At 32.1% G+C, this 24,764-nt stretch carries 20 protein-coding genes; 12 read left to right on the forward strand and 8 right to left on the reverse strand.

What is annotated here, in order from left to right:
- Positions 1–3: 3 nt before the first annotated feature.
- The 4 genes from HNV10_RS08620 to HNV10_RS08635 all read left to right on the forward strand — a co-directional run bounded on the left by HNV10_RS08620 (position 4) and on the right by HNV10_RS08635 (position 7,195).
- Positions 4–534 carry an inorganic diphosphatase gene (locus HNV10_RS08620; protein WP_173300931.1) on the forward strand — a complete coding sequence of 177 codons (531 nt, stop codon included), beginning with the start codon at positions 4–6 and terminating at the stop codon, positions 532–534.
- A gap of 333 nt (positions 535–867) precedes the next feature.
- Positions 868–3,252 (forward strand): sodium-translocating pyrophosphatase, encoded by a 2,385-nt coding sequence (locus HNV10_RS08625; protein WP_173300932.1) that lies wholly within the window; start codon positions 868–870, stop codon positions 3,250–3,252.
- A 142-nt stretch (positions 3,253–3,394) separates the two neighbouring features.
- Entirely contained in the window at positions 3,395–5,227 is a 1,833-nt protein-coding gene (locus HNV10_RS08630) for a peptidase associated/transthyretin-like domain-containing protein (RefSeq protein ID WP_173300933.1), read from the forward strand.
- A 153-nt stretch (positions 5,228–5,380) separates the two neighbouring features.
- Positions 5,381–7,195, forward strand: a complete 1,815-nt coding sequence (locus tag HNV10_RS08635) for a carboxypeptidase-like regulatory domain-containing protein (RefSeq protein ID WP_173300934.1) — start codon at positions 5,381–5,383, stop codon at positions 7,193–7,195.
- 55 nt (positions 7,196–7,250) lie between these two features.
- Here the strand turns inward: HNV10_RS08635 and HNV10_RS08640 are convergent, their stop codons facing one another.
- The 3 genes from HNV10_RS08640 to HNV10_RS08650 all read right to left on the reverse strand — a co-directional run bounded on the left by HNV10_RS08640 (position 7,251) and on the right by HNV10_RS08650 (position 11,955).
- Complete coding sequence (locus tag HNV10_RS08640) at positions 7,251–9,977, reverse strand: TonB-dependent receptor (protein WP_173300935.1); 2,727 nt, start codon at positions 9,975–9,977, stop codon at positions 7,251–7,253.
- Positions 9,978–10,077: 100 nt separating this feature from the next.
- Entirely contained in the window at positions 10,078–10,986 is a 909-nt protein-coding gene (locus HNV10_RS08645) for a GLPGLI family protein (RefSeq protein WP_173300936.1), read from the reverse strand.
- 114 nt (positions 10,987–11,100) lie between these two features.
- Positions 11,101–11,955, reverse strand: coding sequence for a GLPGLI family protein (locus HNV10_RS08650; protein ID WP_173300937.1), 855 nt, complete (start codon positions 11,953–11,955; stop codon positions 11,101–11,103).
- A 125-nt stretch (positions 11,956–12,080) separates the two neighbouring features.
- On the opposite strand from HNV10_RS08650, the gene HNV10_RS08655 reads away from it, so the two are divergent.
- The 5 genes from HNV10_RS08655 (at position 12,081) to HNV10_RS08675 (ending at position 16,635) form a co-directional block, all read left to right on the forward strand.
- Positions 12,081–13,592 carry a sensor histidine kinase gene (locus HNV10_RS08655; protein WP_173300938.1) on the forward strand — a complete coding sequence of 504 codons (1,512 nt, stop codon included), beginning with the start codon at positions 12,081–12,083 and terminating at the stop codon, positions 13,590–13,592.
- Positions 13,585–14,268, forward strand: a complete 684-nt coding sequence (locus HNV10_RS08660; protein ID WP_173300939.1) for a response regulator transcription factor — start codon at positions 13,585–13,587, stop codon at positions 14,266–14,268. The genes HNV10_RS08655 and HNV10_RS08660 overlap by 8 nt, the downstream gene beginning before the upstream one ends.
- 96 nt (positions 14,269–14,364) lie before the next feature.
- Positions 14,365–15,159, forward strand: a complete 795-nt coding sequence (locus tag HNV10_RS08665) for a hypothetical protein (protein WP_173300940.1) — start codon at positions 14,365–14,367, stop codon at positions 15,157–15,159.
- 3 nt (positions 15,160–15,162) lie between these two features.
- Positions 15,163–15,777 (forward strand): deoxynucleoside kinase, encoded by a 615-nt coding sequence (locus tag HNV10_RS08670; RefSeq protein ID WP_173300941.1) that lies wholly within the window; start codon positions 15,163–15,165, stop codon positions 15,775–15,777.
- Positions 15,778–16,635 carry a phosphatase PAP2 family protein gene (locus tag HNV10_RS08675; RefSeq protein ID WP_173300942.1) on the forward strand — a complete coding sequence of 286 codons (858 nt, stop codon included), beginning with the start codon at positions 15,778–15,780 and terminating at the stop codon, positions 16,633–16,635. It begins immediately after the preceding gene.
- 17 nt (positions 16,636–16,652) lie between these two features.
- On the opposite strand, the gene HNV10_RS08680 is transcribed toward HNV10_RS08675, so the two are convergent.
- Positions 16,653–17,657, reverse strand: coding sequence for an App1 family protein (locus tag HNV10_RS08680; protein ID WP_173300943.1), 1,005 nt, complete (start codon positions 17,655–17,657; stop codon positions 16,653–16,655).
- Between the two features lie 125 nt (positions 17,658–17,782).
- Here HNV10_RS08680 and HNV10_RS08685 point away from each other — a divergent pair, with 125 nt between their 5' ends.
- From HNV10_RS08685 to lspA, 3 genes are all read left to right on the forward strand, one after another.
- Positions 17,783–19,336, forward strand: coding sequence for an NAD(P)/FAD-dependent oxidoreductase (locus HNV10_RS08685; protein WP_173300944.1), 1,554 nt, complete (start codon positions 17,783–17,785; stop codon positions 19,334–19,336).
- An 88-nt stretch (positions 19,337–19,424) separates the two neighbouring features.
- Positions 19,425–20,318, forward strand: coding sequence for an ACP S-malonyltransferase (gene fabD, locus HNV10_RS08690; protein ID WP_173300945.1), 894 nt, complete (start codon positions 19,425–19,427; stop codon positions 20,316–20,318).
- Between the two features lie 11 nt (positions 20,319–20,329).
- A complete protein-coding gene (gene lspA, locus HNV10_RS08695; RefSeq protein WP_173300946.1) occupies positions 20,330–20,833 on the forward strand; it encodes a signal peptidase II in 504 nt (167 codons plus the stop codon).
- On the opposite strand, the gene HNV10_RS08700 is transcribed toward lspA, so the two are convergent.
- The 4 genes from HNV10_RS08700 to HNV10_RS08715 form a co-directional block, all read right to left on the reverse strand.
- Positions 20,830–21,021 carry a hypothetical protein gene (locus tag HNV10_RS08700; RefSeq protein ID WP_173300947.1) on the reverse strand — a complete coding sequence of 64 codons (192 nt, stop codon included), beginning with the start codon at positions 21,019–21,021 and terminating at the stop codon, positions 20,830–20,832. The two genes, lspA and HNV10_RS08700, sit on opposite strands and share 4 nt — an antisense overlap.
- Positions 21,022–21,198: 177 nt before the next feature.
- The gene (locus HNV10_RS08705; protein ID WP_173300948.1) at positions 21,199–22,476 is read right to left on the reverse strand and encodes a metal-dependent hydrolase family protein; all 1,278 of its coding nucleotides are present in this window, start codon (positions 22,474–22,476) and stop codon (positions 21,199–21,201) included.
- A 9-nt stretch (positions 22,477–22,485) separates the two neighbouring features.
- Positions 22,486–23,505 (reverse strand): UDP-glucose 4-epimerase GalE, encoded by a 1,020-nt coding sequence (gene galE, locus HNV10_RS08710; RefSeq protein ID WP_173300949.1) that lies wholly within the window; start codon positions 23,503–23,505, stop codon positions 22,486–22,488.
- 3 nt (positions 23,506–23,508) lie between these two features.
- Positions 23,509–24,672 (reverse strand): DegT/DnrJ/EryC1/StrS family aminotransferase, encoded by a 1,164-nt coding sequence (locus tag HNV10_RS08715; protein ID WP_173300950.1) that lies wholly within the window; start codon positions 24,670–24,672, stop codon positions 23,509–23,511.
- Positions 24,673–24,764: the final 92 nt, after the last annotated feature.

Raw genomic sequence — 24,764 nt, forward strand, 5'->3', positions numbered from 1 at the left:
AACATGTCAAAAAAAAAAGAAGATGTAACCTTTGATGTACTTATAGAAATTCCAAAAGGAAGTCGTAATAAATACGAATATGATTTTACACTACATAAAATTAGATTTGATCGTATGCTATTTTCATCTATGATGTATCCTGGTGATTATGGCTTTGTGCCAGAAACATTAGCATTAGATAGTGACCCATTAGATGTATTAGTACTTGGACACCAACCTACTTTCCCAATGGTGGTTATGGAAGTAAGACCTATTGGAGTGTTTCATATGACGGATGAAAAAGGACCTGATGAAAAAATCATTTGTGTACCTGTTTCCGACCCAATATGGAGTAACAACAAAGATGTTAGCGATTTAAATCCTCATAGATTAAAGGAAATAGAACACTTTTTTCAAGTATATAAAGATTTAGAAAAAAAGAAAGTTGATGTTGGTGGTTGGGGAAATGCAGAAGAAGCTGTAAAAATTTATAAAGAATGTGTAAAACGTTATGACGAAAGTGAGCATAAAAAGAAACGTACATTTACCATATAGTAAATTTATAAACTCATTTATTATAACCCTTTAGTTTAAAAAAAACTAAAGGGTTATTTTTTTTAAAATATTTTATCTCGATTATTATAATAAGACTTAAAAAATTGCAGACATAATATTTTTTTTAACTACTCAATAAACTTAAAAAACACATCAAAAAATCATAATTTAAAATTACGATATTAACTACATCGTTTTCGAAATCACATTTTTTAAACAAATAAATAAATTATAAGCAATACCATGTATTTATTATTGCTTTTTTCGTAAAATTTGATTGATTTTACTACTTTAGCAAAGGATTAAATTTTAACTAACCTAATTAAAAAACTTATGGAATTTATTGTAAACTATTTGCCAGTATTTGGTGTATTAGCATTGTTGTTTGTCCTCTTAAAAAATATGTGGGTTTCAAAACAAGATGCTGGTGAAGATAAAATGGCAAAAATCGCAAAGAATATTGCAGTTGGTGCAATGTCCTTTTTAAAAGCCGAATACAAAGTATTGGCAATTTTTGTTGCTGCTGTAGCTGTCTTATTATTTTTTAAAGGCAGTAATGAAGAAGGCTCTAACGGAATGGTAGCTGTATCATTTATTGTAGGTGCTATTTGTTCTGCTTTGGCAGGATTTATTGGAATGCGAGTAGCTACCAAAGCAAATGTAAGAACAACTCAAGCAGCTAGACACTCACTAGGCAAAGCGTTAGAAGTAGCATTTGCTGGTGGAGCGGTAATGGGCTTAGGCGTTGTAGGCTTAGGTGTTTTAGGTCTTAGTGGACTCTTTATGATATATAGTGGTCAAGGATGGGAATTAAATGAAATTTTAAATGTATTATCAGGATTCTCATTAGGTGCATCTTCAATTGCATTATTTGCACGTGTTGGTGGAGGTATATATACAAAAGCTGCCGATGTTGGTGCAGACCTTGTAGGGAAAGTAGAAGCTGGTATCCCAGAGGATCACCCTCTGAATCCTGCTACAATTGCAGATAACGTTGGTGATAATGTTGGTGATGTTGCTGGTATGGGAGCAGATTTATTTGAATCTTATGTAGGTTCAATTATTGGTACAATGGTACTAGGAGCAATTTATGCCACTTTACCAGAATTTCAAGGTGCATTTGACGGCTTAGGAGCAGTTTATTTGCCACTTGTACTTGCTGCTGTTGGTATTGTTATGTCAATTATTGGAACTTTATTTGTTCGTGTTAAAGATGGAGGAAATCCGCAAACAGCATTAAATATTGGCGAATTTGGTTCTGCTGGTTTAATGTTAGTAGCATCATATTTTATAATTCAGCAAATGTTACCTGAAACATGGGTAAATGGTGGAATAACTTATACTTCAATGGGAGTTTTTTGGGCAACCATTGCTGGTTTAGTAGCTGGATTATTAGTGGGTAAAGTAACAGAGTACTACACAGCAACAGGTAAAAAACCAGTATTATCTATTGTTAAACAATCTGAAACAGGATCAGCAACTAATATAATAGCAGGTTTAGGCGTAGGTATGATGTCTACAGCAATTCCAATTTTATTAATTGCCGCTGCAATTATAGTATCTCACCATTTTGCAGGTTTATATGGTATTGCAATTGCTGCTGTAGGAATGTTAGCAAATACAGGAATTCAGTTAGCAGTAGATGCTTATGGTCCTATTTGTGATAACGCTGGTGGTATTGCTGAAATGGCAGAATTACCAAGTGAAGTACGTGAGCGTACAGATAAATTGGATGCCGTTGGTAATACAACTGCAGCCGTAGGTAAAGGTTTTGCTATTGCTTCTGCTGCGTTAACTGCATTAGCTCTATTTGCTGCCTTTATGGAAACTGCTAATGTAAGTTCAATTGACGTGTCTAGACCAGATATAATGGCTGGATTATTAATTGGTGGTATGTTACCATTTGTATTCTCCGCACTGTCTATGAATGCAGTTGGTAGAGCTGCAATGGCAATGATTGAAGAAGTACGTCGTCAGTTTAGAGATATACCAGAATTAAAAGCCGCATTAGGAATTATGCGTAAGTATGACTCTGATATGACAAAAGCTTCTGAAGCAGACAGAAAAATATTTGATGCAGCGGATGGTGTTGCTGATTATAGTAAATGTATTGATATTTCAACTAAAGCATCTATTAGAGAAATGGTATTACCAGGTCTATTAGCAATTGCTGTTCCTGTTGCTGTTGGTTTTATTGGTGGTGCAGAAATGCTTGGTGGCTTATTAGCAGGTGTTACCACATGTGGTGTTTTAATGGCTATTTTCCAATCTAATGCTGGTGGAGCATGGGATAATGCTAAGAAAACTATTGAAGAAGAAGGTCGCAAAGGAACAGATGCTCACAAAGCAGCGGTTGTTGGTGATACTGTTGGTGACCCATTTAAAGATACTTCAGGTCCTTCTTTAAATATCTTATTAAAATTAATGTCAGTTGTAGCATTAGTAATTGCGCCTAGTATTGCACTTACCTCTGAAACAGCATTTGCAAGCAATGAAGAAGAAGTTTCTATTGAAATGACTGTAGACTCAATAGATTCTACTATTGCAACTGTAGATTATTCTATAATAAATGATGGAGAAAAAGTATCAGAAACTATCGTTTTTGAAGGTACTAAAGCAGAAGTTGAAAAAGAGTTAAAAGCTTTTGAAACAACTTTAACAGATGATTCTGGTAAAATTAAAAAAGTAATTGACAATATAGATATTTCTAAAGTTTAACAACTTTTAGAAAATTAATTTAAAAACCCTCATGATTTAATTATGAGGGTTTTTTGCTTTATAAATAATTGACAACTGGTAGGTATTTTAGTTTTATAACTGTTCTATAAAAAAGCAAATAACCAAAATCAATACATTTAATATGACAACTATTAAAAGGCTTCCCAATTTTATACTAGTTTTTCTGTTTGCATTAATTACCATAACCTCTTGCGAAAAAGACGACGGTAATTCTAATAGTGAACAACAAGAAATTATCCCAGATACTTTTTCTGAGTATTTTGGAAATGAGATATCAAGAGACTTCTTAGGAAACGTTATTGATATAAATAACAACCCTATTGAAGGTGTCACTATATCTGTTGGTAACAATACAGCAACAACAGACAGTAATGGAATTTTTATTATAAATGATGCTAACGTTAAAGAACGTTTTGGATTTATAAAAGCCGAAAAGTCTGGATATATAAATGGATCTCGTAGTGTAGTGCCTTCTAACGGAACAAATAAGGTAACCATAATGTTATTGCAAGCTACTGTTGCTGGCACTGTTAACAGTGGAGCATCAGAAACAATTAATCTAGCTAATGGTAGTTCTGTTAGTTTTGACGGAAATTTTATAAAAGAAGATGGTACGGAATATACAGGCTCAGTAGATGTCATTATGCACCATTTAGATCCTACAAACGATGCTATGGAAATGCAAATGCCAGGCATGTTATATGCTGAAAATGAAGATGGCGCCGAACGTATGCTTCAAACCTTAGGCATGTTGGCTGTAGAATTAAGAGGCAATAATGGTGAAGATTTAAATTTAGCCGAAGGTTCTACCTCTGAAATTAAAATACCTGTTGATGCTAGTTTATTGAGTAATGCTCCTGCAACAATTCCGCTTTGGTATTTTGATGAAGTCAATGGGTATTGGAAACAAGAAGGCCAAGCCACCTTGCAAGGCAATACATATGTTGGTACTGTTTCTCATTTTTCATTTTGGAATTTAGATGCGCAATTTCCTGCTGCGAACTTATGCATTACTTTAATTGATCAAGAAGGAAACCCGTTAACAAACCAATCTATAACATTAACGCATTCTAATCCAGATTACTTATACCCAACATCCTCAGGCTATAGTAATGATATAGGCGAAGTGTGCGGTTTAATTCCTCTAGATGAAGTTCTAGAACTTAATGTTTATATGTATAGTTATTGTGGTAGCACACCTATTCATACTGAACAGATTGGACCTTTTAATGCCGATTCTAGCATAACGGTTACCGTTGTTTATAATTCTGATGTGATTGAAGAAACGGTAATTGGAAACTTTAATACTTGTAATGATAACGCTGTAACAGATGGTTATGTGCAATTAAGGTATGGTTATCAAACATTCACAGATGTGGTAAGTGATGGAACTTTTGAAATTAACCTATTAAGATGTGAAGGAGACAATACCTTTGGAATAAAAGGGAGTGATTATGTTAATCTGCAAACTACAGATAGCATTAGTTATACATTTACAACACCTTTAACCAATATTGGTACGATCAGCGCATGTAATGCGGTAACTGAATTTATTCAATATACCATTGATGATGACGAAACTGTGTTTATTATTGAAGATATTCAGTCTTGGTATTCTGAAGTATCAGATGCTGTTAGTGGACCATCAATAAGTATTAGCGGATACGGAAACGGTACTGGCAATAACACCTGTTTTTATATGATGGGCGTATTAGATGCTTCTAATTTTGAAGGTACTTATGATAATTTTGATTGGAATGATCCCAACGATACTGGTTTTAATATCCAAGAATGTATGGATATATCTAATTCTAATAACAATATAATATACAACTTAACCTCTTTTGGAGGCGTTGGAGAGTATATAGATATTAATTTTAGTGGAGATTATGAGGGGTATAATGGCAATTCACATACAATTAATGGTGTTATACATGTGTTAAGGGATAACTAATAGTATATATTTTAATAAAAAGCCTTTCATTCTACCGCTGAAATGAAAGGCTTTTTATTTAAAATTGTATTTGGGCAAAAAATTAATCAAATTTTTCAAGCAACCATTTTTTGATTTTTACATCTATAAAATATAATCATAAAATCAGCTGCTATGAAATCGACCAAAATATTCTCATTATTTTTATTAATCTTGTGCTTAGGTTTCACTTCTTGTAAAAAGGATGATAGTATTTCTGATGGTAATCAACAAATATTAATTCCAGACTCGTTTTCTGAATATTTTGGAAATGAAATCTCAAGAGATTTTCTTGGAACCGTCATTGATAAAAACAATCTTCCAATTGAAGGTGTTACTATTACCATTGGTAATGAAACGGCTTTAACCGACGGTAATGGTGTGTTTATTATTAGAGATGCTGATGTAAATCAACGCTTTGGCTACGTAAAGGCAGAGAAAGCAGGTTATATTCACGGTTCTCGCAGTATAGTTCCATCTGAAGGCACAAACAAAGTGAATATTATGCTATTAGAAGCCAATGTTATTGCTACCATAAACAGTGGTAATTCTGAAACCATTTCATTAACCAATGGAAGCTCTGTAAGCTTTGACGGAAATTTTATTAAAGAAGATGGCTCTGCTTACTCTGGTTCGGTAGATGTTATAATGCATCATTTAGATCCTGCAGATGATAATATGACTCAACAAATGCCAGGAATGTTATATGCGCAAAACACAGATGGTGCAGAACGTATGTTGCAAACGCTTGGTATGCTTGCAGTAGAATTACGTGGCAATTCGGGAGAAGAATTAAATTTAGCTGAAGGTTCTACCTCTGAAATTAGAATGCCTGTTGACGCTAGTTTAATGTCTATTGCACCTGCAACTATTCCGCTTTGGTATTTTGATGAAGTAAATGGCTATTGGAAAGAAGAAGGGCAAGCTACTTTACAAGGAAATATGTATGTTGGTACTGTATCTCATTTTAGTTTTTGGAATTGTGATATACCTGCGGAAGCGATATCACTTTGTATTACAGTTATAGATGAAGAGGGTAATGAATTAAGTGATATGAACGTTAAAATTACTAGTGCTACTTTTGGAACTACTAATGGCAATACCAATGAAAAAGGTGAAGTTTGTGGATACGTTCCAAGTAATGAAAGTTTAAGTGTTAACATCTATCTCAATAATAATTGTAATAATACATCTTTATATACTGAAAATATAGGTCCTTTTTCTACAGATTCTAATATTACAATCGTAATACCAAACAATTCAGAAATAATTCAGGAAACTGTTATTGGTACATTTAACACATGTGATGGAGACCCTGTATCAGACGGTTATGTTAAGTTAGCTTATAGTGGCAAAAACAATATAGGTTATGTAACCGATGGTGAATTTGAAGTGAATTTAATTCGATGTGCCGACAATACTACCTTCAGTATAAAGGGAATTGATTACAACAACCTTCAATTCTCCCCAGAAATAAATTATACTTTTACATCTCCGATTACTAATATAGGAGTAATTAGTGCATGTAATTCAATTGAAGAATTTATTCAGTTTACAATTAACGGCAGTGATGACTACATAGCAATCGATGACATTCTTTGCGTCTTTTATATTAATTGGGATGGGCGTCATACGCTATATATCCGTGATAATGAAACTAATGGAAATGCCTGTATAGAAATTACCGTAACACTAGACCAAGATTCTTATTTAGGAACCTATAACTATGGCAATATAAATAATCCAGGGTTTATTCCGTTAGGAGAATGTATAGGTTCTAATGGCGATAGTAGTAACTCACCAATGACTCTTAATCTAACTTCATTTGGAGAGGTTGGTGAATATATTGATATTAACTTTTCTGGTTCCCTTATTAGGATTGAATCAGATGGTGATGGCTCAATAGAAGATTCAATTGTAGGTGTAGCTCATGTACTTAGAGATGAGTAGAATACAAAGAAGCCTTCTCAATTGAGAAGGCTCCTTTGTATTCTAATTGTTAATACTACAACGTATAAGTCAACCTAAAAGTAATAAATCTAGGAAGAATAAAAGTCTCAGAACTATAAACCGAAATATTGCTTGAGCCATTATTAACATTAGAATCAATATTTAATAAGTTACTCGCTTTAATTTGGTATTCCCATTTGGCATCTTGATCTTTTCTGTAGGCTAAACTAGCATTCCAAGTTTTAAACGATTCTGTAGGTCCAACATTACTACTTTGCTCTGTATATGCATAATCTGTTCTAAAGGTTAAAGAATCCCATATGTAAGCATCAAATTCTACAGATGGAGCGCTTGTAGTATATTTTATATCATCACCTCCTTGATTAGTATCACTGATTCGATGACGGTATTTTAAAGTTACGTTTGGCCATTCTCTAAAATTAGTACTCAACTCTGGTGTATAGGTTTGAGTAAAACTTTCATTAACAGATCTATTTCCTTGTACAAATTGATTAATCTTACTGTAATTAAAATTAGCTCTAAGACTTGCCCTTAACTTTCCAAATGTACGTTGAATACGTCCAAAGGTAGAAACACTTTCATCCGCAAAATTAGAATTAAAATAAGTGCTTGTTCTAATCACATTATCAAAATCCGTGAGTGATCGTATCTGATCTATGTTTTTGTTATAATTGAAAAAAGCAAAAACATTAGTGTAATTAAAAAGGTTAAAACTAAAATAACGTAGACTTATATTATGCGAAAGTGCATTTTGTAATTCTGGCTCACCATACTGAATGCTATTATAATTATTTAAAACTAAACCTTCAGCCAAACTAGTCACATCCGTAAACGAATTTTGCATATTATAACTTAGAGTTAAACTTTCACTCTTTTTAAATTGAATTCTAGTTTCAAAATCTGGTAATATTCTAAAGAAATCATCTTTATAAGTTACACCAAATTGTGTGTTTTTATTACCATATGCATGAAGAGAAAAACCAGGCGTAATTGTAAATTTACCTGTTTTCACAGTGTAATGTGCACCTAAATAAACGTCACTAAAATTATATTCTGTATCATTTTCGTTTCTTAACAAATCACCATCAATTGTTGTTAACGTTGCGGTTGGATCAAAGAATGAACCATCATCTAAAAACTGAAAAATATTAGAATTAAATTTTTGATTACTTAAAATAGTCCCTAAGGTAAAGTTGATATTACTCTTTGAATTAAGGATATTATAGTAATCTAATTTAGCATCTAACTGATTAGATTTAATACGTCTCTCTTGATTTAAATTATAATTGGTTTGGTCAGTATCTAAACCTAAAGCTTCTGCTGTAGTCTCAAAAGCATCTTCATCTTTTAAACCTGTAACATTGTAAAAAGGATCTTCGTCTTTAATTAAATGTTGTGCTTCAAAAGCAAAAATATTAGTCTCATTTAAAGTATAATAATAATTTACATTCTGATTAATACTAAATGGTTTTGCCTCATCAAGTTGATTAGTGTTACCAACTACGTCCGAAAACACATTGTTAGTTTCAGAATCATCTGAAATACGACCAAGTATATCATAATTCAATTGATTATTTACATTTGGTTTATAGCTTGCACTTAACTTTGCTAAACCTTGATTAGTTGCTTCTCTACCTGTTTGTATAGTTTCTTCATCCGGAATTCCTAAATCTGAATCTGTATAACGTACAAAACTCTCTTGCCTTGTACTTAAACGATTACTATTATAAATTAAAAAACCACTTAAATCTAAAGCTTTATTTGGAGCATAACTAAAGTTAACCGCTGCCAATTTCGATTCTATTTTTTCTGCATCTCCAAGATCAGTTAAACCTCTTAACCCATTATCTCCAAGATTAATACTGGTTCCGCTATTGTTACTTGGTGGTCTAAAACCGCCTCCAAAATTTCTAATATCTCTACCAGTTAAAGCAACCTCACCAATATTATTTAAATCTCCTATAACATTAATACTGTATTTAGGGCTGTAATAAAATAACTTTGGTTGAGCTAAATACAAATTATCATTTGGCGAAGGTGCAACACCGGCTCCAGCAGTAACATCACCAAACCAAAAGTTCTCTTTTCCTTCTTTTAATTTAATATTAATAGCCACATTATCTTGGTTATTCTGTACACCACTTAATTGACCAACTTCTGAATAATTGCGTAATACCTGTACCTTATCTACAGCATTAGAAGGGATATTTTTTGTCGCTAATTTAGAATCACCATCAAAAAAATCCTTTCCATTTACCATTAATTTATCTACTACTTTTCCTTCAACCTCAACTTGTCCGTCATCATTTATTTCTACACCAGGTAATTTTTTTAAGACATCTTCTAGCTTTCGTTCCGATCCATTTTTAAAAGAATCTGCATTATAAATTAAAGTATCTCCTTTAATAGTTACTGGCATCTCATAAGTTATCTCAACAGCATCAAGTTGAGTATCAGAAACCATATTAAAGTTTCTAGTTAAATCTACCTCTTTAGTCTGAATGGTTTCATCCACCGATTTTAAACCAATGTAACTAATTTGAATATTGTATAACGTATTCTTACTTAAAGACAATTTATATTTGCCATTAGCATCTGTTATTCCATAAGATTCTAAAGAGTTAGAGTCTTTGTTTATAGCAATAACGTTTGCTAGTTCTAAAGGTTTACCAATACTATCCTTTACAACACCTTGAAGCTTAATTTGGGCAAAGGAACTACTTACTATTACTATAAATAATAGCGATAAAACATTCTTCATATAATTTGGTTGTGGTTGTTATTTTTATCTTTTGCTTAAATCAAATATTTTAAAATCTTCAATTTAAAACGTGGTTGTGTAAATAAAAAAGAAAGACAGACTAGTTACGTCCACGTCCTCCACCTCTACCGCCACGTCCTCGTCCATCATACATTTCTCTCATTTCTTCCATTTTTTTGGTAACAATTTCAGTGTATTCAGCCTGTGTAACTTCATCGCCTTTGGTAGGTTTTTCAATCTCTTCTTTTTCAGCAGGATTTAATACAATCTTTGTACATAATATTGTTGTACGATCTGCATTAACTTCTAATATTAGTCCTGGCAAACCCCAATAACCATCTGGTCCTTGGTTTACAGGAATTTGCGGAGAATACCACGCTACAACTTCTATAGTTTTTGGTTCTTTAGTCTCTGGCTTATTATCTTTTTCCTTAGATTGGCTTTTTAAGCTATCTTTTTCTTTTTTACTTCCTTCCTTATCATTTCCTCGATCACTCGGTCTTCTAAAACTACTAAAATCAAATGCATCTGATGTTGTTATTGCAGTAGCCTTAAAACAAGTATATTGACCAATTTGCTTAGTCTCAGTACCCATTTTCCATTCTAAATTTTTTAATTCATCAACTATTAAAAACTGTTTACCAAAAAATTCTTGGTCTGTAATAACTTCTTTTGTTTTTACATTTTTATATTTTGGACCACCAGATAAGCTAGAACCAAAACGTCCAAATCCTCGTCCTCCTCCAGGTGCTTCTAACTTCTCTTCTTCTTTATATACAGATTCAGCTTGGTTAAATGTTAATATATACTCTTTTTCTAAAAAGCTTTTCATACGTTCTTGGATTTGCTTTTTTCTTTCAGGACTCATATCTGGACCACCAAAATCATCCATGTTCATAGTGGTTTTAGATTGGTAATAAGCCTTTCCTTGAAAATCTTGAGCAAATGCAGTGAAACTTGTAAAAAATAATGTCAACAGTAACGCAATTTTTAATGGTAATTTCTTCATGTTTTTATTGATGTTGTTTAAACTCCTAAACGAATTTAGTTAATCTTACTTTAGCTAAGACTTCAGATATGAAGAAAAGTAAAACGCCACCTTGTTAAATTTATGTTAAGAAAACTAACCACCAATTGTAATACTAATGCTTTCACCATTAGAACCTTTGCGTGGAGCGTATCGCTCCATCATTTCTTTAGCCTTTTTATCCATAATCTCATCATACTCTACTTGACTAACCTCTTTACCTTTTGTTGGTTCTTCTATTTCAACTTTCGATTCGGGATTAATAATTATTTGACTACAGACAATGGTTAATTTTCCATCGTGAATTTCTAAAATTAATCCTGGTAAACCTTGGTATTTGGCAGGTCCATTACTTATAGGTATTTGTGGCGTATACCAAGCTGTTATTGTACGCTCAGTCATTTCTGGCTCTTTTTCCTCTTCTTCAGCTTCATCTTTTTTATTAGAATTACTTGAAAAATCAAAATTTCTTTTAGGCACTAATTTTGTATAGGTAGCTTTAAAACACGTGTATTCGCCAATGTACTTTGTTTCGGCCTCAAGTTTCCAATCTATGGAAGTTATTGAGTCTTTAATTAAAAACTTTTTACCCATAGTTTCCTTTTGGTCTACATAATTTTTGTCTTTTACGTTTTTATATAATATATCTGAGCCATCACTACTTACAATTACATTAAATCCATCACCTCCAACTTGTGGTTTATCTAATTCGGCTTCCTGCTTATATAAAGAAGCTGTTTTATTAAACGTTAAAATATAAGTTTTCTGAAATTGTTTTTTCATCATCTCCATCATTTTAGTTTGCATAGCATCATTCATTTTTGTGCTATCCATTTTTATATCAATCTTTCTTTGGGTTTTGTAAGTTGCAACACCTTGAAAATCTTGAGCTAAAACTGAAGCGGTAATAAATAGCAGCATCATTGAGAATAAAATTGAAAGCGTTTTCATAATTGTTTGTGTTTTTGATTAAGATATTACAATATTCTAAAAAATAGTTAATTACTTATGTTAACTAACGTTAATGAGTGTTAACCAATATGTAATTCTAAATTATTACTTTATACATTTGAAGCATGAATAACAAACGATATATATGGATTTTATATACCATTATTGCGGTAATACTTATTACAATTAGTATCCAAGTCTATTGGAATTATAAAAACTACCAAGCCAATAAACAGCAACTGATTAATGATGTTCAAGTTAGTTTAGATAAAGCTGTAGATGATTATTACACTGCTTTGGCTGAGCGCACTACTTTTAGTGTTTTTTTTGATAAAGACAGAAATTTAAATTCTTTAAAAGAAGACCAAAAACTATCTAGTATTCTCAAAAACCTAAATGAAACAGATAAAGAATTTACAAATCTCAATGAAATTGAAGCTAATTCCATAGATGGTATTACAATTATTAAAGGCCTCAAAGCCGATTCTTTAATGCTTCAAAAAAGAATAAAAAATAATGAACACCTATTTTCGGAGCCACCAAAAACTGATAGCTTAAAAGCATTAAAAATAGAAATGTTAACCTCAAAGGTTATGTTTTCTATTAATAACGACAGTTTAGATTTAAAAAAAATTGACAGCTTACTATACAATGAATTAAAAAGAAAAAATATTAGTGTAGATTTTGAGTTACAGTTTGAAAACGGAACTATAACCGAAAATTTTATCTCTTCAAATTTATCAACAACCAACAATTCTGTTTTCAGTAATAATGAAATTTTATCCACCACTTCTAAATCTACCTTTTTACCAGATAATAGTGCTTTACATATTGGTTTTACAAACACCACCAAAGTCATTCTTAAACGTATTTTAGGAGGAATGCTAATTTCTACTCTTTTGATTCTTGCTGTTATTGGCTCATTATTTTACCTCTTAAAAATTATTAGAGACCAAAAACAATTAGCCGAAATAAAAAACGACCTCATAAGTAATATTACCCACGAGTTTAAAACACCAATAGCAACAATAAGTGCGGCAATAGAGAGCATTAATAGTTTTAACGCCATAGACGATAAGAAAAAGACGAAAAAATATTTAAATATGTCTTCAGAACAATTAGGCAAGCTAAATATTATGGTTGAAAAAATACTAGAAACAGCAACCTTAGATAGTAATAATGTAGAATTGAAAAAAGAAAACTTCAATATTTCAGAATTACTATTAACATTAATAAATCGCTATAAAATTCAATTTTCAGAAAAGACATTTATTATAAATTTTCAACTAGAAAACGTAATAGTTAATGCTGATATTTTTCATATTGAAAATGCTATAAATAACATTTTAGATAATGCCGTAAAATATGGTGGAGACCTTATAACCGTGGATTTAATCTTTAATCAAAAGGATTCCACAATTCTAATTTCTGATGACGGAAACAGTTTAACCAAAGCAAATAAATCGCAAATTTTCAATAAATTTTATCGTGTACCAAAAGGCAATAGGCATGATGTAAAAGGATTTGGCATTGGGCTATATTACACTAAAACAATCCTTGTAAAACACAATGGTTCTATTGAACTAGAATTGAATAAAAATTTAACCACTTTTAAAATCACACTACCCAATGGCTAATAAAATAAAACTCTTATTAGCTGAAGACGAAACAGCTCTAGGACAAATCATTAAAGAAAGTCTTGAAACTCGCAATTTTAATGTTATCCTGTGTGAAAATGGAGAAAAAGCATTTGAAAAATACAAAACGGAATCACCAGAAATTTTGGTGCTCGATGTAATGATGCCAAAAAAAGATGGCTTCACTTTAGCAAAAGAAATTAGAGCTATAGATCACACAATTCCTATAATATTTTTAACGGCAAAATCTCAAACTACAGATGTGGTTGAAGGGTTTTCTATTGGTGGAAACGATTATCTCAAAAAACCATTTAGTATGGAAGAACTCATTGTTAGAGTACATAACTTGGTTGATAGAACAAAAACACAAAAAACATCTGAAGTCATTACATTGGGTAATTTTACATTTAATTTCCCCAAACAGCAATTACAGTTTAAAAACGATACATCTATACAACTTACTCATAGAGAAGCACATTTATTATTTCATCTAATTAAAAATAAAAATAAGGTTTTAGACCGTTCCTTAATATTAAATAAACTCTGGGGAACCGATGATTTTTTTACCGCAAGAAGCATGGATGTTTTTATCAGTAAACTGCGTAAAAAATTGAAGAAAGATGAAAACATTCAGATTATAAACGTTAGAGGATTTGGCTATAAATTAACGGAATAAAATCACTAAATCTAATCGATTTTAAAATTACTGTATTTCTTAAGCATTATAAACTGTTACAATTTTGTATTTTTCAAGTCAATATTGCCAAATTCCATGCAAAAGCTAATTTATTTGTTTCTTTTCTTCAGTTTGTTCTGCTTTTCACAACAGGAAACTGAGAAGTATATTAGTGCTACATTAAAAGATTCCGTAAGCATTGAAGCAAAAAACATTTTTGGAGTAGATAACTTTAAAACACTGTATTACACAACAAAAAACAATTCGTTTCATAAAAAAACAAAGGATACCATTATAACATATTCAAATTTTCAGCTAGGAGAAATCACTTCTGCAAACACCTTTAATCCTTTAAAAATCAATCTTTTTTATAAAGATTTTAATTCCGTAGTAATTTTAGACAACCGCTTAACTGAAATTTCAAAAATTGACTTTTCTACTATTCAACCTTATAAAAATGTATCGTTTGTAACTTCAGGATTTGATAATTCGATTTGGATATTTAACCAAGATTTTCAAATTTTAGAGTTGTACAATTATAAAACTAAGAAAATAAAATTGAAGACTGTACCTGTTCAATCTAACGTTTTAGATTTAAAAAGTGATTATAATTATTGTTACTTACTTACTGAAAACTATCTGTATATATATAATTATTTTGGTAGTTTAATACGAAAAATAAAAAATACAGGTTATGAAAAATTAGCGTTTAATGAAGCTCATTTAGTCTTAAAGAAAGAAAACCAACTTTTTTTACTTGAGAAAAACGAATCTGAAATTCAACCTATTGAACATCCAAAAATGTTAATAAAACAGTTTTTGGTAACCAACGAAACGGTGTATATTTACGACGAAAAATTACTTCGATACTACCAATTAAAAATAGAATAGATTATGCATGTTGCTGTTGCAGGAAATATAGGAGCCGGAAAAACAACGCTCACAAAATTACTCGCCAAACACTTTAAGTGGGAAGCACAATTGGAAGACGTTGTTGACAATCCTTACCTAGATGATTTTTACAATCAGATGGAACGTTGGAGTTTCAATTTACAAGTGTATTTCTTAAACAGCAGATTCCGCCAAGTCAATCAAATTCACGATAGTGGCAAAGACATCATACAAGACCGTACCATATATGAAGATGCGCATATTTTTGCTCCCAATCTACACGCTATGGGCTTAATGACCAATCGTGATTTTGAAAATTACTCCTCTTTATTTGAATTAATGGAGTCTTTTGTAAAAGGTCCGGATTTATTAATTTACCTACGTAGTTCTATCCCTAACTTGGTCGCTCAAATTCATAAACGTGGTCGTGATTACGAAAACACTATTAGCATTGATTATTTAAGTCGATTAAACGAGCGTTACGAAGCTTGGATTTCTAAATACAACAAAGGAAATTTATTAATTATTGATGTAGACAATATGGATTTTGTGGCAAACCCTGAAGATTTAGGGGACATCATTAATAGAATTGATGCTGAAATTAACGGCTTGTTTTAAATGTATAAAAGTTTATTCTGTAATGTACAATTCAGTTTTTATTTAATTGTTTTTGCATTATCATTTAATAGTATTACTCAAGCCCAAAACGACTCTCTAACAGGTGCTAAACGAATATGGAATACTGTAAAATATGATGGTATTTCAATTATAAAAGGTGTTGGCAATGCATACACGCAACCTCTAAGATGGCAAAAAAATGATTTTATATCTGCAGGTAGTTTTCTTGCAGGTACTGGTGTATTATACCTTTCAGATAACGAAGCCCAACGTTACTTTTCTAAACAAGGAGAAAATGCTCCAGGTGTTTTACAAGAATTTGGTTGGTATTTTGGTAGTCCTCAAAATTTCTTTATGGTTTCTACAGGAGTCTATGGTTTTGGCCTAATTACTAATAATGAAAAAGTAAGATATACAGGTGTTTTAATTCTATCATCAGCAGTAGCCACTGGATTATTTCAATCAATTACAAAAACAGCTGTTGGAAGAGCCAGACCAAGCTCAGGAAATCATAATACTTTTGATTTCTTTAGTAAGGAGTCTGGTTATCATTCTTTTCCTTCAGGTCATTCTATTTTATCGTTCTCCATGGCTCATGCAATAGCAAAACAATTTGATAGTTTTTGGGTCAAAGCTGGTATCTATGTTGCAGGATCTATTGCTCCCATTTCTAGATTATGGAAAAATGCACATTGGATATCTGATGTAGGTTTTGGTATGGCCTTTAGTATTGTTGTTACTGATGGTATTGATAATTTTATGAAACGCACAAAACGTTATGAATTTTCGAAACAAAAACAAATATCATGGCGATTAAATATGGGAGCAGGCACTATTGGAGTTGTTGGCACCTTTTAATTTTCATTATTCTTACACTATAATATAAACCCATTTTCTCTAGCGTGCTCTATAGCTTGTGCACTGCTTTCTACCATTAAAACCTTAGTGGTCTTGTAGTTTTCTATTAAGTTTCTAACTCTTAGCATTTTCTTTTTATGCTGTACACTTCTGAGATAGATTGCTAAAATACGCCCTGGATGTTCTTCTGCAATTTCTATATAAATATCAGGATCATGTTCTCCACTATCTCCAATTAATATAAATGGTAATTCAGGATATGTTTTTAAGAGATTGAGAATTTCTTTTTGTTTCTGTGGCTTTTCGTCTTGAGGCTTCTTTTTTAAAAAATTACTTAAACTTCTTAATAAAATTGGCCCTTTAGGGAAGTTATTTTGTCTAAGAAAGAGCTCTAAGTAACGATACAAATTCCAAGGACTATGACTCACATAAAAAATAGGATTAGCATTTTTACCACAAGCACCTCTATGTAATTTATGATAAAAATCTGCTGCACCTTCTAAGGGAATTCTATTTTTAGCATGCTTAAATATAGAATTATAAATTACTTTCCATTTTAAAGTAGAAACAACTCCTGTATGTAAAATAGTATCATCTATATCACTAGCTACACCAAATTTCGCCTTAGTTGAAGGTATTAAAAGTTCTCCAGGAAATCGGTTTTCATTCTGAATAGTGCGCTTTATTTTTAAATCATTATAAGACAATTCAAAAGACAACCAACCTTCTTCATTTGTAAGAGATTTTAAATTTTCTAAATTTTCTTCAAACTTATAATAACCTTTATTGTCGGTTACACCTTTTAATATAGTATCATTTGGTAGCTGAATATTTAAGCCCACATTTTTAATTTCATCAGTTTCAAAACGCTTCCAAGTATTAACAATAAGATGCCAAATATGCTGTTCATCTAAATCAATAGATTCGTCCTCTAAAGCCCTTCCCCTAGCATAAAAATGAGAATCTGTTCCATAACCTTGAAAAGCAATAATCTGTATTGGGTCTTTTTTAAACCAGCTCAAATGAATATTATTTTAATAATTTTCAAGATAGTAAAATCTAAATTGCAAAAAAACCATCTCAATCATTTTATCTAATTTTTGATTGTTAAACTTTAAGTCATCATAATTATAATTAATTTCGCATTATGATAAGAGCTTTACAATTACGTATTAATTTACATGAAGAAAAACAACCAGATGGATTGCTAAAAAAAGCAGCATTTGATTTGGGCATGAAACCTTCTGAAATTTCTGGAATTAAGGTTCTAAGAAAATCAATTGATGCGCGGAAGCGTAATATTATGTTCAACTATAAAGTTGAAGTTTACATTAATGAACCCGTACCTAAAACCTCAGACTATCATTTTGATTATAAAGATGTTACCAACTCTAAACCTATTCATATAATTGGCTTTGGGCCAGCAGGTATGTATGCTGCTTTACGCTGTATAGAACTTGGTTATAAACCTATTGTTTTAGAGCGAGGTAAAAACGTTAAAGACCGTAGAAGAGATTTAAAAGCTATAAATAGAGACCATCTTGTTAATGAAGATTCTAATTACTGCTTTGGTGAAGGTGGAGCTGGCACATATTCTGACGGAAAATTATATACTAGAAGCTTAAAACGTGGAGATGTACGACGCATATTTGAAAATCTTGTGTTTCATGGCGCTACGGATCAAATTTTGGTAGATGCTCATCCACATATAGGTACCAATAAATTACCTAAAGTTGTTCAAAACATTAGAGAAACAATTCTTAAATATGGTGGCGAAGTACATTTTGAAACACGGGTTACAGATTTCACTATCAAAAATAATAAGATTGTAACCATTCTGCTAAAAAGCGGAAAAGAACTCAATGTTGAAAATGTAATTTTAGCTACAGGTCATTCTGCAAGAGATATATTTTATCTATTAAATGAAAAAAATATAGCCTTAAAAGCAAAATCATTTGCTATGGGAGTTCGTGTAGAACATCCTCAAGATATTATTGACGGTATACAATACCATTGCAAAGGAGAACCAAGAGATGAGTTATTACCTCCAGCTGCGTATAGTTTAGTACAACAAGTTAATGATAGAGGAGTGTATTCATTTTGCATGTGTCCTGGAGGATTTATCGTTCCGGCTGCAACAGCAAATGGAGAAGTGGTTGTTAATGGTATGTCACCATCTAAACGAAATAATAAGTTCGCAAATTCTGGCATTGTAACAGAAATCAATGTAGATAAAGATTTGCGCAAATACGAACAATTTGGAGCATTAAAAGGATTAGAATATCAAAAAAACCTAGAACGCTTAGCTTTTACCTCAGGAGGCAGAACGCAGTCTGCTCCTGCTCAACGTTTAACCGATTTCGTTGAAGGTAAATTATCTCTAAGTTTAAATGAAACGTCATATCAACCTGGTTTAAAATCTGCTCCATTGCATTCTTTACTACCAAAAATAATTGGAGGTTCATTACGAAAAGGGTTTAAAGCTTTTGGAGAAAAAATGAAAGGATATTATACAGAAGAAGCTAACGTTATTGGTGTAGAATCAAGAACCTCGTCCCCTGTAAATATCCCTAGGACGGAAACATTAGCGCATCCAGAAATCACCAATTTATTTCCTTGTGGTGAAGGAGGTGGTTATGCAGGTGGCATTGTTTCTGCAGCTATGGATGGCGAACGTTGTGCAGAAGCCGCGTGCAAATAATTGAATAATTGCTTTAATTCTATAATTAAACTCAAAAGAAAAATATAAATAATTAATTCTTACTTTTGCAGTACTAAAATTACAACAAATGAATGCATATATTTTTCCAGGTCAAGGTGCTCAGTTTTCAGGAATGGGATTAGACCTTTACGAGAACTCACCTTTAGCACAAGAATTATTTGAAAAAGCCAATGATATTTTAGGTTTTCATATTACAGACATTATGTTTGAAGGTTCTGCTGAAGACTTAAAAGAAACGAAAGTTACACAACCAGCAATATTTTTACATTCAGTAATTTTAGCAAAAACACTTGGGGATAAAATAAAACCAGATATGGTTGCAGGTCATTCTCTTGGGGAATTTTCTGCATTAGTTGCAGCAGGAGCTTTAACTTTTGAAGATGGATTAAAATTAGTTTCGCAACGTGCACAAGCCATGCAAAAAGCATGCGAAATTCAACCTAGTACTATGGCTGCTGTTTTAGGTTTAGATGATGAAATAGTAGAAAAAGTATGTTCTCAAATTGATGGAGTTGTTGTTGCTGCAAATTATAATTGCCCTGGACAATTAGTGATTTCTGGTGATGTTGAAGCCATCAATAAAGCATGTGTAGCAATGAAAGATGCAGGCGCAAGACGCGCTTTAGTTTTACCAGTTGGTGGTGCTTTTCATTCATCTTTAATGGAACCTGCTCGCGAAGAGTTAGCAGCCGCTATTGAAAACACAACATTTAGTAAACCAAATTGCCCAATTTACCAGAATGTAACTGCTACTGCAATTACAGATGAAAACGAGATTAAAGCCAATTTAATTTCGCAATTAACTGCTCCTGTACGTTGGACACAATCAGTGCAACAAATGGTTAAAGATGGCGCTACATCCTTTACAGAAGTTGGTCCTGGTAAAGTATTACAAGGCTTAGTTAAAAAAATCCATAGAGAAGCAGAAACAGCTTCAGCTACTTTTGAAACTAATGCTTAAAACTTACTGCTTTGAATAGAAATTTATTCATTACCCTACTTATTATATTTAATATCGCAATTGATCAAATCTCCAAAGTTATTGTTAGAATGACTATGATTAAAGGCGGAAAAGGTCAAATCAATGTAATAAAAGATTATTTTCAATTAATTTGGGTTGAAAATAAAGGTGCTTTTTTAGGTATGGGTAGTGAAATGAATTCTACACTTAGATTAATTTTCTTATTAATTCTTCCTACTGTAGTTTTATGCTATGTAGTTTATTACATTGTAAAAACTAAAACATTAGACAAATTAAGTCTAATAGCATTTTGTTGCATTATTGGAGGAGGTATTGCAAATGTTTTTGACCGTATTGTTTTCGGAGAAGTCACTGACTTTTTCTTTATTAATTTAGGTGGTATTTTTAAAACGGGCATCTTTAATGTTGCTGACCTTTCAGTAACAACCGGAATGGTGATGCTGCTATTCAGTGGGATTTTTACAAATAAGAAAAAAGAGAATATCTCGGCTTAACGAGCCAAAATGCAATCCTCACAATCTTTAACTTCTCCGTAATACGTTTCTCTATACTTGTGAAGTGTTTTGTATGGTATACTTAAAAATTGTTTTTTAATGTAGGTGACATCCGTTAACAAAACACCCATTTTTTTCGTGAAGCGACCTTCTGTTTTGGTCTCTCTTTTAATACTTATCAATTTCATGTTTCTCAATTATCATTCCATGCAAAGCAACAAAGATTGATAACCAACACCAAGTTAAAAACGTTAAAACCTAATTAAATCCTTAAGTATTATTATATATTAAATCAATTCACCAATCACTTAACGTATAAGTAGTCTTAAGTGATTAAGATGAATATCTCCTAATGAGAAGAATAGTTACTTTTTATAAATTACACCTTCTTTCATTACAAAAGTGACATTTTCCATTGTAGAAATTGAAGTTATAGGGTTTTCATTTACCGCAATAATATCTGCGATATAACCCGATTTAATTTGTCCGATTGCATCGTCTAACTTTAGTAACATAGCATTGGTAGTTGTGGCACTCTGAATGGTTTCCATTGCTGGCATTCCGGCTTCTACCATATATCCAAATTCTTTACCATTATCTCCATGATAAAACACTGCAGCATCAGTACCAAAAGCAATACCAACACCAGCCTTATACGCTCTACCAAACATTTTTTGAATTTTTGGCCCAATATCTAGAGCTTTAGGCACAATAATTTCTGGATAATAGCCATCTATCTGAGCTTTTTCTGAAACAAATTTACCTGCCGTAATGGTTGGTACTAAATACACATTGTGTTTTTTCATTAACTCCATAGTCTCAGCACTCATTAACGTACCATGCTCAATGGTTTTAACACCTCCTAATATAGCGCGTTGCATGCCTTCATCTCCATGTGCATGAGCCGCAACATGAAATCCATAATCTTTAGCAGTATCACAAATAGCCTTTATTTCTTCAACTGTAAATTGAGGATTTTGACCACTCTTTGCCACACTAAGAACACCACCTGTTGCCGTAATTTTTATTAAATCGGCTCCATTTTTATAACGTTGTCTTACTGCTTTTTTAGCATCTTCTACACCGTTAACCACACCTTCTTTAGGACCAGGATTTCCCATTATGCTTTTCTTTGCTCCATTGGTTGGGTCTGCATGTCCACCTGTTGTTGCTAAAGCTTTTTCGGCTGTAAAAATTCTTGGCCCTTCAATTTTACCTGCATTTATAGCATTTCTAAGGGCTACATTTACACCAGAACCGCCTAAATCTCTAACTGTTGTAAAGCCACTCATTAAAGTTACTTTAGCATACTTTACCGAATTAAAAGCAATATCTGCATCATTAAGGGTATAATCTTCTAGATAAGATTTAGGATTTGTTTCTCCTTCAATATGAACATGCATATCAATTAATCCTGGCATTACCGTTTTAGATTTTAAATCTATAGTAATATCCTCTGCATTGTTTGGAGTTACATATCCATTTTCTACTGAAATAATTTTTTTACCAGAAACTACAATTGTTTTTTCGCTTAAAACTTTCCCAGATTTAGTGTCTATTAATTTTCCGCAATGGAGATACGTGCTTTGTGCTGATATGGACAAAGCAGACATAAACACTAAAATTCTGAGTATAGTTTTCATAATAAATAATTATTTGTTTCTAATTTTCTGTTCCCATTTCCAAGCAGAATCCATGGCGTCATCTAATGTCAATTCTGTTTTCCAACCCAATACATTTAGAGCCTTAGAAGTATCTGCGTAAGCCGCAGTTACATCACCTTCTCTTCTATCTACAATGTTATAATTTAAGGCTTTACCTGAAACTTTTTCAAAAGATTGAATAGCTTCTAAAACAGTACTTCCCTTTCCTGTTCCAAGGTTATAAAATTCAAAATTGGTTTCATTATTCTCATTTAATAGACGCTGTAAAGCCACAACATGTGCTTTTGCCAAATCTACAACATGTATATAATCTCTAACACAAGTACCATCTGACGTTGGATAATCACCACCAAACACAGAAAGCTGCTCTCTTAATCCTACTCCAGTTTGTGTAATATAAGGCACTAAATTTTGTGGAACTCCAATTGGTAATTCACCAATATTTGCTGAAGGATGTGCACCAATTGGGTTAAAATAACGTAATGCAATTGCATTAACATCCTTATTAACCTTGCACGTGTCTCTTATAATTTCTTCACCAACTTGTTTTGTGTTACCGTAAGGCGATTCGGCTGGTTTAACAGGCGCATTTTCGGTTATTGGTAATTTATCTGCTTGCCCATAAACTGTACAAGATGAACTGAATATAAAATTCTTTTTACTTAAACCACTTAATTCTTGAAGCATATAAACCAAAGTAGTTATATTATTTTCATAATACATTAATGGTTCTGCAACGCTCTCTCCTACAGCTTTACTCGCTGCAAAATGAATAACACCAACAATATCGTTATGACGCTTAAAAAAGTCTTGAACGTCTTGTTTTACTTTTAAATCTAGTTTTTCAAAAATTGGCTTTTTATTGGTTATAGCTGTAATTCCATCTAAAACATCAACAGATGAATTTGATAAATTATCTATAATAACAACCTCAAAACCTTCATTCTGCAATTCTACAACGGTATGCGACCCAATAAAACCTAAACCTCCTGTTACTAGTATTTTCATTTTTTACGACTTGTTATTTATAAAATTAAGAACTGTACTTGTTATAAAATCAATTTGATCATCTTCTAATTCTGTATGCATTGGTAATGAAATAACAGATTTTACAAGTTGATTAGTAACTGTAAAGTCAGATTCATTATAACGCTCATCTAAATACGCTTTTTGTCTGTGAAGCGGAATTGGATAATACACACCACATGGAATATTATTTTCTTGCAAATGTGCCACTAAAGCATCGCGATCAACGTCTTTTAAATTTAAAGTGTATTGGTGAAACACATGGCAATCACAAACATCGCAAATACCATCATCACATACATCTCTTCCTGTTGGAATGGTAATTTTTGGATGATTCTTAAATGCTTTATTATATTTTCTGGCAGCATCTCTCCTCTTAGCATTATATGTGTCTAGGTGTGGTAATTTTGCATCCAATACCGCTGCTTGGATAGAATCTAATCTAGAGTTTACACCTACAACATCATGATGATAACGCTCATACATTCCATGATTTACAATACCTCTAATGGTATGTGCTAAATCATCATCATTGGTAAAAATTGCACCACCATCACCATAACAACCTAAATTTTTAGATGGAAAAAATGATGTGCTCGCAGCATGACCAATAGCACCTGTCTTAGTTTTACTACCATCTTTATGCGTATATTCTGCCCCAATTCCTTGGGCATTATCTTCAATTACATATAAATTATGTTCTTTAGCTAAATCCATTATAGCATCCATATTGGCAGGCAAACCAAATAAATGTACAGGAACAATAGCTTTTGTTTTTGGTGTTATTGCTTTTTTAATCGCTTCTACATCAATGTTAAAAGATACAGGATCCACATCAACTAAAACAGGTGTTAATTGCAATAAAGCGATAACCTCTACAGTTGCCGCAAATGTAAAATCTGCTGTAATCACCTCATCACCTGACTTTAAACCTAAACCCATCATTGCAATTTGCAAAGCATCTGTACCGTTAGCACAAGGTATTACATGTTTTACGCCTAAGTAATCTTCTAGATTTTTCTGAAACTGATGTACTTTTGGTCCGTTGATAAATGCCGCACTTTCCATTACTTCTGAAATCGAAGGATCTACAACATTTTTTATTTTTGCATATTGACTCTGAAGGTCAACCATTTGAATTTTTTTCATCTTTACGACAACATTTTAGTATATAAATAAATAAGCTTAAAAGCTCTAAGCGAAAGTACGAAATTGTAATGGCTATGACAACGCAATTAATT

This window comes from Winogradskyella litoriviva, assembly GCF_013249065.1.
GTDB lineage: Bacteria > Bacteroidota > Bacteroidia > Flavobacteriales > Flavobacteriaceae > Winogradskyella > Winogradskyella litoriviva.